Raw genomic sequence first — 16,197 nt, forward strand, 5'->3', positions numbered from 1 at the left:
TTTAAATTACAAAAAGTATAGATTGATGCCTTAACTACATCAAATTAATGCTTTACTTCCATTTTACCAGTTATGATGGATTGACAAAAATGTTAAAAAATGGATAATTGTAGCAAAAGATTCGTACAAAGTAGTTCCCTCCCGCTCTGACCTAGCAGCAAAAAACCTTGCTTCTCGATCGAACTTAATTTAAAATCATGTATAATATTTTACAAAAAGCGCAAGTCGCTGCCGATCGCCAAAACTGGCCGGGGTTAGTCGAATGCTTGCAGCAAGTGACAGCCAAAGCCGGCAAGCCGCAGGAACAACACATTTTAGAGCAAGCTGTCAGTTTAGCAATAGAAGCCTTAGAATGGGGCGATTTTCAAGACCGCTGGGAAATTGCTAAAGTATTGCCCAATTTGGGAAATGGCGCGATCGCACCTTTAATTGCCGTACTCGAAGATGAAGACGCAGACACGGAGCCCCGGTGGTTCGCTGCCCGCATTCTCGGAAAGTTCGATCGCCCGGAAGTGATTCAAGCTTTAGTAGAATTGGTCAAAAATTCCGACGAAGAATTGAGCCAAATCGCCGCCCAAACCCTAGGGAATTTCGGCCCGACAGCCATAGAATCCCTCGCAACTCTCCTACTCCAAGAAGACTCGCGACAGTTTGCCACAGCAGCACTCGCCCAAATTCGGCGCACCGAAACTATCCCACCGCTGTTGAGCGTAGTCGCAGACTCTCAAGTTGCGGTGCGGGCGCACGCAATCGCTGCCCTGAGCAGTTTTCACGACTCCCGCATCCCCCCGATACTGGTAGCAGCACTCAAAGATCCGGCAACAGCAGTCAGAAAAGAAGCCGTGCGAGCTCTTGGGGTGCGCGCGTATTTAGATGCGGAATTAGATTTAGTTAACTTGCTCAAACCTCTGCTTTCGGACATCCGATTAGAAGTTTGTCAGCAAGCGGCGATCGCGATCGGGCGAGTAAAAACCGATGCTGCAGCGGCTGCTTTATTTGAATTGTTGCGATCGCCCACAACTCCGATTGAATTGCAAATCGAAACTGTGCGCGCCCTAAGCTGGATGGAAACTGCAACCGCTTTAGCATATTTGCATCAGACATTAATGGAGCAATTCACTAACATAAATTCTACTGTTTATCAAGAGATAGTCACTGTTTTAGGGCGAGTAGAAAAGCCAGAATTAAAAGCTGCTGCTGCTGAAATTCTGATTGATTTGTTGAAAACAAATCATCCGGCCGTGCAGGAGGCAGTCAGCAAAAAATCTTTAGCTTTAGGTTTAGGAAAATTAGGAGATATGAGAGGGCTAGATGCTCTGATTTCAATGTTGGGCGACACAGAAAGCAGCGTCAGGTTACACTGCATGGCAGCGCTCAAACAGCTAGGTGCTGCCGAGGCCAGGCAGAAATTAGAAAGCTTAGTTAAGCAAGACAATCTTGAACCGAGATTGAAACAAGGAATTGCGATCGCCCTGCAAGAATGGCAATAAAATCAAGAGCGAGCGGATTAGCGGAGAACATTTAAATTTAGGGTGCGCCATCAACACCTTACGTAGAACTTAAATATTGAATTGTGAAATCGATAACTGAAAAATCAAAACTTTAGCTCTGCTCAATTGGCAGCCGCACTCCGAAAGTCGATCCGAGTCCTTCCCCTGAACTTTCGGCCCAGACACTGCCGCCGTGGAGTTCCACGAGATGGCGGACGATCGCCAATCCCAGTCCCAGACCGCCGTAATTGCGCGTAGAAGTGCTGTCAGCTTGGCGGAAGCGATCGAACACAAAGGGCAAAAACTCCTTGCTGATGCCAATTCCCGTATCGCTGACAACGATCGAAACAGAGTGCACCGGAGACGGCCCAGACAATATGGCGCCAGCCGCTGCTCCCGGTTCCCCATCCTCCGAGAGCCTTATTTCCACGCGACCCGACGGCGGCGTAAACTTAATAGCATTCGAGAGCAAATTCCACACCACCTGCTGCAAACGAGTAGCATCGCCCTTCACCAAGCTCACCCCTTCGCCACAAAAACTCACCAATTCAATTCCCCTAGCTTCAGCATCAGGGCTCAGCGTCTTCAGCGCTGTTTCTACAATCCGCACCAAATCCACCGGGAACAGCTTCAAACACACTTTGCCGCTGACAATCCGGGAAACGTCCAGCAAATCCTCAATCATCTGAGTCTGCAACCGCGCGTTTCGCTCAATAGTCTCCAAACCGACAGCCGTTTTTTCGGCACTCATTTGGCGCTGCCGCAGCATCTGCGCCCAGCCCAAAATTGCGTTCAGAGGCGTCCGCAACTCGTGAGAAAGCGTTCCCAAAAACTCGTCTTTAATCCGGTTGGCCTCCGCTGCTTCCCGGTAAAGCCGCGCATTGTCGATCGCCACCGCGGCATCCCGCGCCAAATCCTCCAGCAAAACCAAATCGCTCTCCCCGCAGCGACGGCCAGATTCCCCGCACAGCAACGAAATCGCTCCCAGCGTCCGCCCGCGAGCGATTAGCGGCACGCAGATTGCCGACAGCACTTGGGATTGGGATCGCAGCACCAACTGCAGTTCCCTGTCGGGCACAACCGCCTCGATCACCCATTGCGGTATTTCTGGGTAGAGCTTCGACTCACCAGTCCGTAGCACCTTTGCTACTCCGTGCCGTCCCTGGGGGTCTAGCGGCATACGCCGATCGATTTGCCACAGCAGAGCGACTTTGCTCGGATCTGAGTGAGCAACTGCTTGCAAGCGGATCGAGCCGTCGGCATCAAGCAAATGCACACAGCACCAATCTCCCAGCCCCGGTACTGTTAAATCTGCCAAACCTTGCAGCGCCTTCTCGTAATCCAGGGAAGCTGACGACAGCAAAGCCAAAGCTTGAGCGTTAAAATAGGCTGTTTGGGCCGATCGCTGGCGATCGTCAATATCGGTACAAGTCCCGAACCATTTGAGAATTTTCCCTTCAGCGTCCAGCACGGGCAATGCCCTACCCAAATGCCAGCGGTAAGCTCCATCAGATGCCCGTTTAAAGCGGTATTCCACCTCGTAAGTCTTCCCCGTCTGCACCGAGGTTTTCCAACTTTCTACAGCATCTTCCACGTCATCTGGATGTAGAGGTAGCTGCCACCCCCAGCCTTGAGTTTCCTCCAGCGTCAAGCCAGTATATTCAAACCAGCGCTGGTTGTAGTAGTCGAACCAGCCGTCGGCTGTGGCAGTCCAAACTATTTGCGGGATCGCTTCAGCGAGGACGCGGTACAACTGTTCGCTGGCTTCGGCTTCGCGGCGGGCTGCCTGTTCCCGCGCCAATGCCCAATTCCGCTGTTCTTCGGCCTCTTTGCGAGCGGTGATGTCGCTAATTACGCCGATCCATTTGTAGGGATTGCCTTGTTTGTCAAGCACTGCTTTGCCCCGATCGATCCAGTGGAGTAAGCCGCCCCCTTGGCACTGAACGCGGTATTCCTGAAAAAATGGGGCGGCAGAACTGTCTGGCGCAGTCAAATACCGATCGACTGCCGCCAAAACTCGATCGCGGTCGATCGGGTGCAAGATACTGTTCCAAGCTGCTCTTGTCCTCGGAAATCCGCCTTTTGCGTACTCCAAATGTTCGTCTACGTGACCGAACCACAGCACGATGTCAGTCTCGATATCCCATTCATAAATCAAATCGCTGGCACTTTCTGCCGCAATCCGAAACCGCTCTTCAGACTGTCGCAGCACTTCCAGAAATTTAAAGCGTTCCGTCACGTCCAAAACCAGAGACAGCACCGATATCAACTCTCCCGAATCGCTGTAAAAAGCCGAATTGTACCACTCGCAGTGTACCAACGAACCTGACTTATTATAATTGCTGTTGTGAACTACATTGCACCGATTTTCTGGTTTTTTTAAACTATAAATTACCGATTTTACCTCTTCAAAATCGCCCTTACAAATAAAGTTCCATTCGCTAAAATGCTTGCCTAAAACTTCGGTTGATTCCCACCCAAAAATCTTCTGTGCCGCCGGTGACCACCCGCTGAGATGAAAGTTTTCATCCCACTCAATCACCGCTAGGGGGGTATTTTCAAAATGAGAAGTGAGTTTTTGCAACGCCTCGCGCAGGGATGCTTCTACTTGCTTACGCTCAGTAATATCGCCAAAAGAAATAGCAATGCCGTCGCCCAATTTAACGGTCATAATCCGAAACCAGCCGACAATGCCTTCGCTTTCGCTGTTGTAATAAATCTCGGTATCGAGGGGAATTCCTGTTTCTAAAACTTGGACGTAACGGTCGAACAAACCGCTATCTTTATGGCCTGGCAGCACTTGCAGCAATCGCTTGCCGATTAATTCGCCCGGGGTACTCTGCTGAATTTTTGCCGCTGCGGGATTGACGTATTCCCATTCAAAATCCACAATTGTGGATTCGTCACGAATGCTGCGAAACACGTTAAATCCGTCTAGAGATAATTCCTGAAAAACGCGGAAGCGTTCTTCGCTTTCTTGCAGCTTGCCTACGGTGTCAAGCAGGAGATCCTCGACTCGCTCGCGCTGTGTTATTTCTGCAAGCAATTGCTGGTTAATTTGCTGGAGTTCGGTTGTGGGGGATGCGACGGAATTTGTAATATCAGAGTTGGCTTGCAGTCGATCGACCTTTTGGGTTTCCAGCGCCGTATTTGCTGGTAAAGAGGCCGCCCCAGCCAAAGCCAACACTTGAGAAATCGAGGGTATCAGGGACGCTACAGCCCACAAAGAGATGATAGCGGTTAAGGCGGCGATCGAACTTGACAGCCATTCGCTGGGATGCACCAGCATCCAAACTTGCATCAAGTGAGTTGTCCCGCCGCAGAAAAACCAGGCTCCCAATAGGAGAAACCCCTTGCTCAAAGGCACCTCTCGCTGCTTCCGGGCATAGTATGTCAGAAGTGCTGGAATTGAATAATAAGCCAAGGCAATTAACACATCGCTGACCGCGTGCAGTCCCATCAACTGGGGTTGCCACTGGCAACAGCCATCTTGAGGAATAAAATTGTGGTTAAATGACATAATCTTAATAAATGGCAGCATTTCGGCTTTCCTGTGCGATCGATCCTAGTTGCACTTGTGTTGCTGACCCGCTAATTTCTAGTTTATACACAAAAAAACAGAAAACAAGAGTGACTTTAGTCCGGGGAGGAAAGTTCACAGCAGGCTTTAACCTGCCTGCAATATTAGTACATTAATTGAGAGGTAGAGGGAGAGTGAGGTACTATAATTCCCAAAGAGGTACGAAATTAAATGCTATTTTTTGAATTCACAACTTACGGAAAAACAGAACAATTAAACTCTGTTGATGAAGGGATTACTAGAGTGCCGTTCATTGAAACGGTTTAGCTAGAAACTGGCAATATTCGATAAATTCATCTTTATGGAATCTATTTTTTGATAATTTTGCAGATTCAGAAATCCCTTCAACATAGGAGAATCGACCTCTACTTGGAGGCTCAGAAATCCTGCCACAGCAGATTGATGCTTAGATCGCAGCATCCCCGCCTCTGACCTCGGAATCAAAACTAATCTGTACCTGTATCAAAGTCTACTAAATTCTGCTACTAAATCGGTTAATGTCACAGATTATCTTCCAGTAAAATTTCTGAAACCATCTCTCTCGAATTAAACCTCCATGCGCTTAGAGCAGCTTCAAGCATTTCTTTCAGTTGCTGAAACTGGTAGCTTTCAGCAAGCGGCCCGGAAGTGTGGCGTTACCCAATCGACTATTAGCCGCCAAGTGCAGGGATTAGAAGCGGAAGTGGGTTTGTCGCTGTTTCACCGCACGGCCCACGCGAAACTGACTGTGGGAGGGGAATGCCTGCTACCTCACGCTCGCAAAATCTGTCAGACTTGGCGAAATGCTGCTGAAGAATTGGGAGACTTACGGGCGGGAAAGCAGCCGGAACTTTGCGTGGCTGCGATTCATTCGGTTTGCGCTGCTTATTTGCCGCCTGTGCTGCAAAAGTTTTGCCGTGACTATCCAGACGTGCAATTGCGGGTGACTTCTCTGGGGAGCGATCGAGCTCTGAAAGTCCTCAAAGATGGTTTGGTGGACATAGCAGTGGTGATGAACAACCGCCATTTTACTCACGCCCCGGAAATGTTGGTTGAGGTGCTCTACAATGAGCCGATCGAGGTGTTGATGGCGGCGGGTCATCCCCTGGCCCAGTACGATCGAGTACCTTGGCCGGAATTGATTTGTTACCCGCAAGTGGTGTTTAAGGACGGGTACGGAATGCAGCGGATGGTGCAAGAACAATTTGGACGCATGGGTGCTAAACTTCATGCTGTTTTGGAACTCAACACTCTTGATGCTTTTCGGGGTGTGGTGCGACAGGGAGAGTTGATTGCTTTGCTGCCGCATTCAGCTTTGGTGGACGCGAAGGGCGATCGCACTTTAGCAATTCGGTCGATCGCCCAAGAGCGGTCAAATTCCAAGGTTTCGACGATCGGTCAATTGGCCGCAGATCCTACTTGGACTCGCGAAGTAGTGTTGGTGACAACTCACGATCGAATGCAAATTCCGCCGATCGCCCATTTTTGGAATCTGGTACGCGAATTTGTGCCACCACTTGATGTAATCAAGCTAGAAAAATCAGGGAGTTAATACCATTTTAGATTTTAGATTTTAGATTTTAGATTGGGAATGACTGATGAAATAATGGTTTGGATATTTCCAACAATTGCCTTCTTTTAGGGAACTGGTATAATTCGATAATTTTGAATAGATAATTCTGAAATTTAAATTTAAAACAGTTCAAATACTACCAATTACCCCTTACCAATTACCAACTTCAAAAGTTATGAGTGACGCATTTAGAGAATTGCTGCGAAAAATTGGCAGCGGAGTACACACAGGAGAAAACTTAACTCGTTCCGAAGCAGCAGCAGCCACGCGGATGATGCTGCTGGGGGAAGCAACACCGGCTCAAATCGGAGCTTTTATGATTTCCCACCGCATTAAACGGCCCACCGGCGAAGAATTAGCCGGAATGCTCGATGCTTATGAAGAATTGGGGCCTATGCTTGCCCCCCCAAACCGAGAAAAAGGGTTTTCCGTCTCTACCGTCGCCGTGTTTGGCATTGCTTACGACGGGCGATCGCGCACGGCTCCAATTAGCCCAATAACCGCCCTAATTTTAGCCGCTTCTGGCGTCCCAACCCTCATGCACGGGGGGGATACCATGCCAACCAAGGAAGGCATTCCCTTGATTGAAATTTGGCGCGGTTTGGGAGTTGACTGGAGAAAACTGAGTTTAGAAAAAGTCCAGCAAGTTTTTGACAATACGGGTTTGGGTTTTGTTTACCTTCCCAAACATTTTCCTCAAGCCGCTGCTTTAGTACCCTACCGCCGCGAAATTGGTAAACGGCCACCTTTTTCGACAATGGAGTTGATGTGGTGTCCCTGTGCCGGCGACGTTAACGTCATATCAGGCTACGTCCACCCGCCGACAGAAGGTATGTTTCAAAAAGCCTTTGAGTTGCGGGGAATCAAAAATTATACCACAGTCAAAGGATTGGAGGGAAGCTGCGATTTGCCGCGCGATCGTACTGCGATTATCGGCATTGCTAAGCCCGCTGCCGAGTTTGAACGAGTGCTTTTAGCTCACGGAGATTACGGTTTTAGCAACACAAATCCTGCCTTTGAATCAGCCCCTGAGTTATTCAAACAAATGCAGGAAGTTTTGCTGGGAAAACCATCGGAATTAATGCAGTCCGCTATCTGGAACGGCGGATTTTATCTGTGGCGCAGCGGAGTTTGTTTGGATATAAACTCTGGTTTGATTGAGGCAGAAACTTTATTAAGTCGCGGTCAAGTAGTGCAAAAACTTGAGGAAGTTAGCCAAGCCGTTAGTGTTTTGAGTTGACAGTTGACAGTTGACAGTTGACAGTTGACAGTTGACAGTTGACAGTTGACAGTTAACTAATGACTAATGACTAATGACTACTAGAGATCTCCAATAATTATTGTGGAACAGGCATTTGGCCTATTCAAAACAGGCAATTCTTGCGATAACTACTGACTGCTGACTACTGACTGCTGACTACTGACTGCTGACTACTGACTGCTGACTAATGACTAATGACTAATGACTAATGACTAATGACTACTGACTACTGACTACTGACTACTAACTACTGACTAATGACTAATGACTAATCATAAAATTGCCGTAATTGTGCTTGCAGGCGGCCAAAGTTCGCGGATGGGTAGTGATAAAGCTCTACTGGAAATAGAGGGCAAATCCCTCTTGCAGCGTGCGTTGGAAGTTGCCGCAGTTGTAACCCCCGAAGTTTATGTTCTGACTGCTTGGCCCGATCGCTATCGATCGACCTTAACCGAAACATCCCAATTTCTGGTAGAGTACAATCCGGGCTCCGGGCCCTTGGTTGCATTGACTCAGGGATTGACAGAAATAGCCGCCGACTGGATTTTACTGTTAGCTTGCGATTTGCCTTTGTTGGATGCCCAGATTATTCAGAATTGGGCAAGTCAGTTAACCGAATTTCCCCCATCAACTTTAGCAGTTGTGCCTTATCAAAATTCGCGCTGGGAGCCTTTGTGCGGTTTCTACCGCCAACAATCTCTGCCCAGCTTGCAAAGTTTTATTGACAAAGGAGGACGTTCCTTTCAAGTTTGGTTAAATCAAATACCCGCAATCCCTTTACCTGTAGGGGAACGAGAAGCAGTAATGTTATCGAATTGCAATACATTAGAAGAGTTTGAGCAATTAAAATGTAAAATGGTTAACGGTTAACGGTTGACAGTTGACAGTTAACTGACTACTGACTAAGGACAACTGGCTCATGACAGTTAACTGACTAATGACTACTGACTACTGACTACTGACTAATGACTAATGACTAATGACTAATTACTAATTACTAATGATTAACCAATATTGGTTGCTCGATCGCAATATAACTTTCCTCAATCACGGCTCTTTTGGGGCCTGTCCGATTCCCGTACTCGAAGCGCAAACCATTTTTCGAGAGCAACTAGAAAGAGAACCATTGCGCTTTTTACTGCGGGAATTTGAACCCTTGTTGGATAATGCAAGAAATCAGTTAGCAGCATTTATCGGTGCGAGTGAGGATGACTTGGCGTTTGTCCCGAATGCGACAACGGGAGTAAATGCAGTTTTGCGATCGCTCTGTTTTTCTCCGGGCGACGAATTGCTAACTACAAATCAGGAATACAACGCTTGCCGCAACACACTTAATTTTGTAGCCGAGCGTACAGGCGCTAAAGTAATAGTAGCAGAAGTCCCCTTTCCCATTGAGTCACCCGACCAAGTTATTGAAGCAATAATTAAGTGCGTTTCACCGCAAACAAAGTTAGCCTTATTAGACCACGTTGTCAGCCAAACAGGTTTAATTTTTCCCATCAAACACTTAGTGGGCGAGTTAGCTAACCGTGGCGTGGATGTATTGGTAGACGGAGCTCACGCGCCGGGAATGGTAGCACTGAATTTAGAGGAAATTGGCGCAGCTTATTATACGGGAAATTGCCACAAGTGGCTGTGCGCGCCGAAAGGTGCGGGCTTTTTATACGTGCGGCGCGACAAGCAAGATGCCATTCGGCCAACTACAATCAGTCACGGTGCTAATTCGCCCCGCGCTGATAAATCGCGCTTTCAGCTAGAATTTGACTGGATGGGAACAGTCGATCCTAGCCCCTATTTGTGCGTGCCTGTAGCTATTGATTTTATAGGTTCTTTGTTGAGCGGCGGATGGCCGGAATTGATGGCAAAGAATCATGCTTTAGCATTGGCGGGGAGAAAAATATTGGCGGACAAATTAGATTTGTCGCTACCTTGTCCAGATGAAATGGTGGGTTCGATGGCTGTTGTGCCACTGGCAGACTCCCAGTCTGATGTGGTTGCAAAGGGAGGAATTCCACCTTTGCAAGAGGCGCTGTGGGAGATTTTTAAAATTGAAGTTCCGGTGATTCCTTGGCCGGATGCTAGCAAGCAGTTGGTGAGGATTTCGGCTCAGTTATACAATACTTTGCCGCAGTATCAATATTTAGCTAATGCCCTGGTTGAGCTGACGAGAATTTGAGCGTGAGCTTCCCGAAAAGAAACATCACACCCAGCTACAAATAGTTATAGGTTTGTAGTTAGGGTGTCGGTTCTCATAGTTTGGGAGAATACAGACTATTTGTCCTTACTATAAACGTAGTAAAGGTTATACAAATAGGCCCCATAATAGTAAAAATCATGCCAGTAATCCCCTTTATTTCCATGATTAGAATACTATTTACCTAAAATAAAAAACACACAAAAATAGATCTAAAGCCCCATAGCCCTAAACTTCGCCAATCCGCCCAAACCGAATAAAGTTTGTAAATAACCCGCCAAAATTCCTAATTTAAAACAGGGTTGTCAAATCGGATAGCGCACAACTTCCGCGCAACAGAATATAATGTATCCACACTTGCATTTTTGCAGACAAAAAAAGGAAATGAAAAGAGGCGAATACCATGTCCAATGCCATGATGGTAATTTACCCCTATCGCGAACAGTACACCTGGGTTTTTGACGACGAACGAGTCGGACTTGTCCGAGAACCTTTTGTTCAGGGCGTCCCCGAAATGATTAACGTGCTCGTCGCAGACATTCCCAATGCCACTCAAGGTTTCCGACTTTTATTTTCAGCCAATCCATTTCCCGGATATCAAGCAGAAATGCTGTGGTTGAAAGCAGAATACGGCGGTAACTGGTATCGGTGGGAATCGAAAAATCTCGAAGGCTGGCTGTGTCCGGCTATGTTCAAATACTTTCCAGAAGCACCGCCCAAGTTTTACTGCAAAGCTGAAAAACTGCAATAATCAACAGCAAGTCAATGAAAAACTTGTCAATTTTTAAAAGAGACTTTGTTAAACCAGTCGATCAAATCTCTCGAAAAAAGCCTAAATTCTTCCTGTATATAGTGGGGCTATTTTTCCTAGTTTTCACAGCCGCCATCTCGGCTACATTGGGGGCAATTACCGCCCTTTTAGCTCCCGTGGAACCCCCAATTATCAATAGAGTATTAGAGGCGACGGGCTTTGACTATCTATCCTCCAACCGCTCTGGATACCGCCTGTCGCGGTCAGTTAATATCTTAATATTGGGAATTGACGGCGTGCCGGAAGATGTCGCCAATTCCCCTAAGATTTTTGAGGGTCGCAGCGATACCATACTCTTATTGCACCTCGATCCTAGAGATAAATCTATTAGTTTGCTTTCAGTTCCACGAGATACTCAAGTCGAAGAGCCCGGAATTAGCTTCAGCAAAATTAGCGAAGCCAATGCTAGAGGAGGAGCAGCTTTGGCGACGCAATTGGTTAGCAGTATGCTGAACAATACGAAAATTGAACGATACGTGCGAGTCAGCAGTAATGCGTTTCAGGAATTAGTCGATTTGTTGGGCGGAGTTGAGGTATTTGTACCTCGCGCGATGTCCTATACAGATAGCGCTCAAAAGTTAAAAATAAACTTAGGGCAGGGATGGCAAACTCTCAACGGAGAACAAGCAGAACAATTTGCTCGATTTCGCAATGATGGTTTAGGAGATATCGGCCGCATTCAGCGGCAGCAATCTTTAATTCAAGCTATTCGGGACCGCCTCGCAAGTCCATCAGTATTGGTGCGCTTGCCACAAATTGTTCGATTGATGCAAAAATATGTGGATACAAACCTAAATTATGAGGAAATATTGACGCTGGCAAATTTCGGTTTGCAATTGGAGCGAGATAATTTTAAAATGGTAATGTTGCCTGGACGTTCTAGTTCAGAAACAGGGGATTTGAGGAGTTATTGGATTGTAGATGCGCTGGGGCGCGATCGCATTATGACACAATATTTGAACCTGGGTGTGCCGGATTTTGAACAAGGACGAATTCGCAATCCCAGCGAGTCCCTGTTGCCCAAAAACCTCAAAATATCTGTCCAAAACGCTTCTAGCAAACCGACAACCGCAAAAAACGTTGCTGAATTTCTCACAAAAAAGGGCTTTTTTAATGTATCTGTAGTGCAGGATGCGCCCCAGAAGCAGCGTCAAAGTCAAATTATTGTTCAGCAAGGCGATTTAGAGGCAGCGAATCTACTGCAAAAAGAGTTAGGCGGCGGTAAACTTGAAGCATCTTCTACCGGTGAAATTAATTCTGACTTGACGCTTCGCGTTGGCGAAGATTGGGTAAAACGATTTTAATTAGTCAGTTGTTAGTTGTCAGTTGTTAGTTGTCAACAGTCAACAGTCAACCGTCAACAGTCAACTATTCCCCATTCCCCATTCCCATCATTATGAAAAGCGTTTTCCGAATATTCCTGAGCCTGTTTTTAAGTTTAGTGTTGGCTGTTGGGTGGGTGCTGCTGAGTGCTACTCCGGCATTTGCCCTGCCGAAAACAAATATTAATTACACAAATATTAATTTGTCCGATCGCGATTTTTCCAACTCGGATTTAGCGGGGGGAACATTTGTCGCTGCTGAAATGCGGGGAACCAATTTTCAAGGTGCTGATTTAACTAATGCGATTTTGACTAAGGGAGTTTTGCTGAATGCCAACTTGTCAGGTGCCAACCTCTCCGGTTCTTTGGCAGATAGAGTTACATTTGATGGCGCTAATTTGACGAATGCTAATTTTTCCGAGGCAATTATGACTCGAACTCGGTTTTTTGATGCTGCAATTTCCGGCGCTGATTTTAGTGACGCGATTATCGACGCTTATCAAGTGACTCTCCTGTGCGAGAAAGCAGATGGTGTCAATCCCGTGACGGGAGTTTCTACCCGCGAAAGTTTGGGATGTCCATAGGAATTCACACTTAAATAAAATCCCTGGCTCATTATCTGATTAGATGTACCTTTAGCGAGGTCAAATACACAGATTAAAGCCCCTCTCCTGCAAGGCGAGGGGTTTGAGGAAATTTCCAAATATCGGCTCTATCGAGCGCTACAAATGCCTGTGCTGGCAGTACCAACTACCAAATCGGAATTCAACAGCAAATCTAAATCGGTGTCGGGATTAACAGCATACAAATCGACTTTATCTCGACCCAAAAACACCCCGATCAAAGTCCCGATTCCCGCACCGCCGAGCACCTCTTCAGTGGCGATCGCCCGATCGCCCGTAACACCTGCGATCGCCGCCGCTGCTGCTGCACCCAACGCCGTATTCTTAACCAGATTACCAACATTAACGCCTTTCGTAACAGTTTCTTTCCTAGTAATCACTTGCGAAGTGGCATTGAGAGGCACTCTGCTGCCATTGATGATACTTAATTCTTGAGCCACAAACTGAACGCCCGAAGTAGTCGATCGCAATTCGCCGCTAATTTTCGAGCCTTCCGGTATCAGCACTTGGCCATTACTTCCCGTGATATCCGAAGCAACAGTCAGCGTAATCGGAGACTTGTCATTAGGGGCGAGCAAAATCTTGCCTTTTGCATACTCGATGGGGATAGTCACCCCCCTGGGAATTTTCACAGCAACAGACTCGCTAACATCAATCTTAGCAATGTAAGGAGAATTAATTGCTCTTGCTTGATTGGTACTCACTAATGTTTGATAGATAAAAGCAGCTACTTCAGCTCGCGTTGCTGACTTGTTCGGCTTGAGAGATTTAGGATTAGGATAGCTGACAACTAACTGTTTTTCAGTAGCAGCAGCAACGCTTTTGACAGCATAAGTTTGAATCTCACCCGCATCATTATAGTAGCTGAGAACATCTTGAAAATCGCACGTAGGCTCATAGCCCAGGCCGTTATTTAAAGCGACTACAACTTGAACGCGAGGAATCTGCTGTGTCGGCCTGAAAACATTGCCGGGATAGCCAGACATCCATCCCATTTCGTAAGCTTCGGCGATCGCCCCGCTTGCCCAAAAATTAGACGGAACATCGGCAAACCTTACAGCACCGCGGGTTTTTGCCTTTTTCACCGAACGGATCATAGCCGCAAATTCAGCCCGCGTTACCGGTGCATCCGGGCGAAAACTGCCATCGGGAAATCCTTTGATAATTCCTCTTTCGGACAAATCTCGAATAAAATCTTTTGCCCAGTAGTTATTATTAACATCCGAAAAAGCTGTTTGAGCAAAAGAAGGCGCGGGAGCTAGCATCGGTGCTGCGGTTCCGGCAACTGTTCCCAAGGTTAATAAAACAGATGTACCGGATTTGATGCGATGTAATACAGACATTTTTTGATTCTCCAATTTACACAATTTTTTTATTGAGGATAACTCAGTTTTTGATAGGCTGATTAATTACTGCCTAACTTGCTCTTTCCCTCAGTTATGTAATCATTATTGAAGATTTTTACTTCTTAAGCGGGGAAGATACGGTCTTTTAAAATAAATATTTTGATGCTTTTTGGGGGATTTTAAAATGCTTAAATTCCTTAAAATCCTTATGTTGCTTATCTCCCTTATCTACCTTGTGTCGGCAATTAACAGGATTTAGGGACAAAGCCGTTTGATATTAGTTAACTATATTAACTAAAAGTGAATATAATTGACTCGATCGAGAAATACCTGTTTGTTGCTTATGAGTAGCCTGACGTTTGCCTCTGCCCATCAGCTAGCGCGAATGATTCGCGATCGCCAAGTCTCTGCCGTCGAAGTTCTCGACGCTTACCTTACTCAAATCGCAAAGCACAACTCGCAATTAAACGCCCTTTGTACCCTGGATGAAGACAATGCTCGTACTAGAGCAAGACTTGCCGATGAAGCCCTAGCTAGAGGAGAAAACTGGGGTGCTTTACATGGGGTTCCCATCACGATTAAAGACATTTTTGAAACAGCCGGACTCCGCACCACAGCAGGCTATATTCCCCTCAAAGATTATGTGCCTCAACAGGATGCAACTGCTGTTGCAAGATTGCGGGCAGCAGGTGCTGTCATCATGGGAAAAACCAACATGGCGGAACTGGCTGCCGATTATCAAAGCACAAATTCTCTGTTTCCACGGGTGAATAATCCTTGGCATCTTGACTACACACCTGGGGGCAGTTCTGGAGGGAGTGCTGCGGCTGTCGCAGCAGGACTTTCACCGTTGGATTTGGGGAACGATTTCGGGGGTTCGGTGCGTCAACCCGCTCATTTCTGCGGCATATATGGTTTAAAGCCGACAGATCGCCGTATTTCTACAGCAGGGCAGATTCCTGAAGTGCCGGGAATGCCACTGTCTATTCGGCAAATGATGACCGTTGGGTGTTTTGCTCGATCAATCGAAGATATCCGGCTATGTTTTTCGTTAATTGCAGGCGCGGATCTGCGACGCCCTGATGTCCCGCCGGTTCCGCTCGATCGACCCTCTGGCAAGCCTTTGCAGAATTTAAAAATCGCTTGGACTGCTGAATGGGCCGAAGTTCCCGTTGCTTCTGAAATTCGAGCAGCTATGGAGTCGATCGTGCAGACACTCTCTGACGCAGGTGTCCAAATCGAACGCTGGCTTCCCAAAGACTTTGACCTTTCCAAAATATTGAATCTCTACGGACGGATGTCAATGTACCTCACTATCTACGCTCAACCGCAGGATAGATATAACCTGCGTCGTAGTTTAGAGTTAATCTTCCGCACCGCAACCCAAGGCGACAAGGAACTCCGAAAATTGGGAGATTTCAGCAGATTCCTACCTGAGATATTGAATCCAAGTTTGAAAGGATATTTCGAGGCACTCACACAGCGCGATCGCTTCACTGCCCATATAGATGAGGCATTAGAACCTTGGGATGTATGGCTTTGTCCCGTTGCTGCAACCGCTGCGTTTACTCACCGTCCCGCTTGGAGTGCCGTTGACATTGATGGCAGATCCTATCCTCATGCAGTGGCAAACGGGGCTTACACGATGCCTTCTAATCTTAGTGGACATCCTGCCGTGGTAATTCCAATTGGACAAACTCAAAATGGTTTACCGATTGGAATGCAAATTGTTGGTAAGCGGTGGCGTGAAATGGAGTTGTTGGCGATCGCAGAAGCGATCGATAAAGTGGTTGGTAGTTTGCAACATCCACCTGGTTATTGAGCCTTTTATCAAGTTTTCTTTGATGGTCAAGAATACAATCAGTGGTAGGGTTCGTCAGGTTTGAGATTTTCAATTTGCACGGAAAGTATGAATCTGACTCACCGTTTTTTGGGGGAGTGGGTCAGTTGTGAGATTCTTAGTTTGTAGCGGAAATAATGCTAGCTGACGCACCCTACTTCATTTTTACGGATGACTA

11 protein-coding genes are annotated in these 16,197 nt (G+C 46.9%); 9 read left to right on the forward strand and 2 right to left on the reverse strand.

Going from position 1 to position 16,197, the window contains the following annotated elements; genetic code table 11:
* The first annotated feature begins 197 nt into the window (after positions 1 to 197).
* Positions 198 to 1,490 (forward strand): HEAT repeat domain-containing protein, encoded by a 1,293-nt coding sequence (locus QT979_RS11975; RefSeq protein ID WP_333310111.1) that lies wholly within the window; start codon positions 198 to 200, stop codon positions 1,488 to 1,490.
* Positions 1,491 to 1,602: 112 nt separating this feature from the next.
* Here QT979_RS11975 and QT979_RS11980 read toward each other — a convergent pair whose 3' ends face one another.
* Positions 1,603 to 5,031 (reverse strand): PAS domain S-box protein, encoded by a 3,429-nt coding sequence (locus QT979_RS11980; protein WP_333310114.1) that lies wholly within the window; start codon positions 5,029 to 5,031, stop codon positions 1,603 to 1,605.
* Positions 5,032 to 5,626: 595 nt separating this feature from the next.
* Between QT979_RS11980 and QT979_RS11985 the strand changes: the two genes are divergently transcribed.
* The 7 genes from QT979_RS11985 (at position 5,627) to QT979_RS12015 (ending at position 12,794) form a co-directional block, all read left to right on the forward strand.
* On the forward strand, positions 5,627 to 6,601 hold the full coding sequence (locus QT979_RS11985; RefSeq protein WP_333211244.1) for a LysR family transcriptional regulator: 975 nt from the start codon (positions 5,627 to 5,629) through the stop codon (positions 6,599 to 6,601).
* 196 nt (positions 6,602 to 6,797) lie between these two features.
* Positions 6,798 to 7,862, forward strand: coding sequence for an anthranilate phosphoribosyltransferase family protein (locus QT979_RS11990; RefSeq protein WP_333211243.1), 1,065 nt, complete (start codon positions 6,798 to 6,800; stop codon positions 7,860 to 7,862).
* 285 nt (positions 7,863 to 8,147) lie between these two features.
* Complete coding sequence (locus QT979_RS11995) at positions 8,148 to 8,753, forward strand: molybdenum cofactor guanylyltransferase (RefSeq protein ID WP_333310116.1); 606 nt, start codon at positions 8,148 to 8,150, stop codon at positions 8,751 to 8,753.
* A gap of 130 nt (positions 8,754 to 8,883) precedes the next feature.
* Positions 8,884 to 10,059 (forward strand): aminotransferase class V-fold PLP-dependent enzyme, encoded by a 1,176-nt coding sequence (locus QT979_RS12000; RefSeq protein ID WP_333310119.1) that lies wholly within the window; start codon positions 8,884 to 8,886, stop codon positions 10,057 to 10,059.
* 421 nt (positions 10,060 to 10,480) lie between these two features.
* Positions 10,481 to 10,828: a DUF6717 family protein gene (locus QT979_RS12005; RefSeq protein ID WP_333211239.1), complete on the forward strand. Its 348-nt coding sequence runs from the start codon at positions 10,481 to 10,483 to the stop codon at positions 10,826 to 10,828.
* A 14-nt stretch (positions 10,829 to 10,842) separates the two neighbouring features.
* Positions 10,843 to 12,192: an LCP family protein gene (locus QT979_RS12010; RefSeq protein ID WP_333310122.1), complete on the forward strand. Its 1,350-nt coding sequence runs from the start codon at positions 10,843 to 10,845 to the stop codon at positions 12,190 to 12,192.
* A 92-nt stretch (positions 12,193 to 12,284) separates the two neighbouring features.
* Positions 12,285 to 12,794, forward strand: coding sequence for a pentapeptide repeat-containing protein (locus QT979_RS12015; RefSeq protein WP_333310124.1), 510 nt, complete (start codon positions 12,285 to 12,287; stop codon positions 12,792 to 12,794).
* A gap of 128 nt (positions 12,795 to 12,922) precedes the next feature.
* Here QT979_RS12015 and QT979_RS12020 read toward each other — a convergent pair whose 3' ends face one another.
* The gene (locus tag QT979_RS12020; protein WP_333310126.1) at positions 12,923 to 14,176 is read right to left on the reverse strand and encodes an S-layer homology domain-containing protein; all 1,254 of its coding nucleotides are present in this window, start codon (positions 14,174 to 14,176) and stop codon (positions 12,923 to 12,925) included.
* Between the two features lie 346 nt (positions 14,177 to 14,522).
* Between QT979_RS12020 and QT979_RS12025 the strand changes: the two genes are divergently transcribed.
* Positions 14,523 to 16,001 carry an amidase gene (locus QT979_RS12025; RefSeq protein WP_333310128.1) on the forward strand — a complete coding sequence of 493 codons (1,479 nt, stop codon included), beginning with the start codon at positions 14,523 to 14,525 and terminating at the stop codon, positions 15,999 to 16,001.
* Positions 16,002 to 16,197 lie beyond the last annotated feature (196 nt).

This window comes from Microcoleus sp. w2-18bC1 (assembly GCF_036700365.1).
Classification (GTDB): domain Bacteria; phylum Cyanobacteriota; class Cyanobacteriia; order Cyanobacteriales; family Microcoleaceae; genus Microcoleus.

What these genes read in the sequence shown, in the direction of transcription:
- QT979_RS11975 (WP_333310111.1), top strand. Translation starts at nt 198, where the DNA reads ATGTATAATATTTTACAAAAAGCGCAAGTCGCTGCCGATCGCCAAAAC.
- QT979_RS11980 (WP_333310114.1), bottom strand. Translation starts at nt 5,031, where the DNA reads ATGCTGCCATTTATTAAGATTATGTCATTTAACCACAATTTTATTCCT.
- QT979_RS11985 (WP_333211244.1), top strand. Translation starts at nt 5,627, where the DNA reads ATGCGCTTAGAGCAGCTTCAAGCATTTCTTTCAGTTGCTGAAACTGGT.
- QT979_RS11990 (WP_333211243.1), top strand. Translation starts at nt 6,798, where the DNA reads ATGAGTGACGCATTTAGAGAATTGCTGCGAAAAATTGGCAGCGGAGTA.
- QT979_RS11995 (WP_333310116.1), top strand. Translation starts at nt 8,148, where the DNA reads ATGACTAATCATAAAATTGCCGTAATTGTGCTTGCAGGCGGCCAAAGT.
- QT979_RS12000 (WP_333310119.1), top strand. Translation starts at nt 8,884, where the DNA reads ATGATTAACCAATATTGGTTGCTCGATCGCAATATAACTTTCCTCAAT.
- QT979_RS12005 (WP_333211239.1), top strand. Translation starts at nt 10,481, where the DNA reads ATGTCCAATGCCATGATGGTAATTTACCCCTATCGCGAACAGTACACC.
- QT979_RS12010 (WP_333310122.1), top strand. Translation starts at nt 10,843, where the DNA reads ATGAAAAACTTGTCAATTTTTAAAAGAGACTTTGTTAAACCAGTCGAT.
- QT979_RS12015 (WP_333310124.1), top strand. Translation starts at nt 12,285, where the DNA reads ATGAAAAGCGTTTTCCGAATATTCCTGAGCCTGTTTTTAAGTTTAGTG.
- QT979_RS12020 (WP_333310126.1), bottom strand. Translation starts at nt 14,176, where the DNA reads ATGTCTGTATTACATCGCATCAAATCCGGTACATCTGTTTTATTAACC.
- QT979_RS12025 (WP_333310128.1), top strand. Translation starts at nt 14,523, where the DNA reads ATGAGTAGCCTGACGTTTGCCTCTGCCCATCAGCTAGCGCGAATGATT.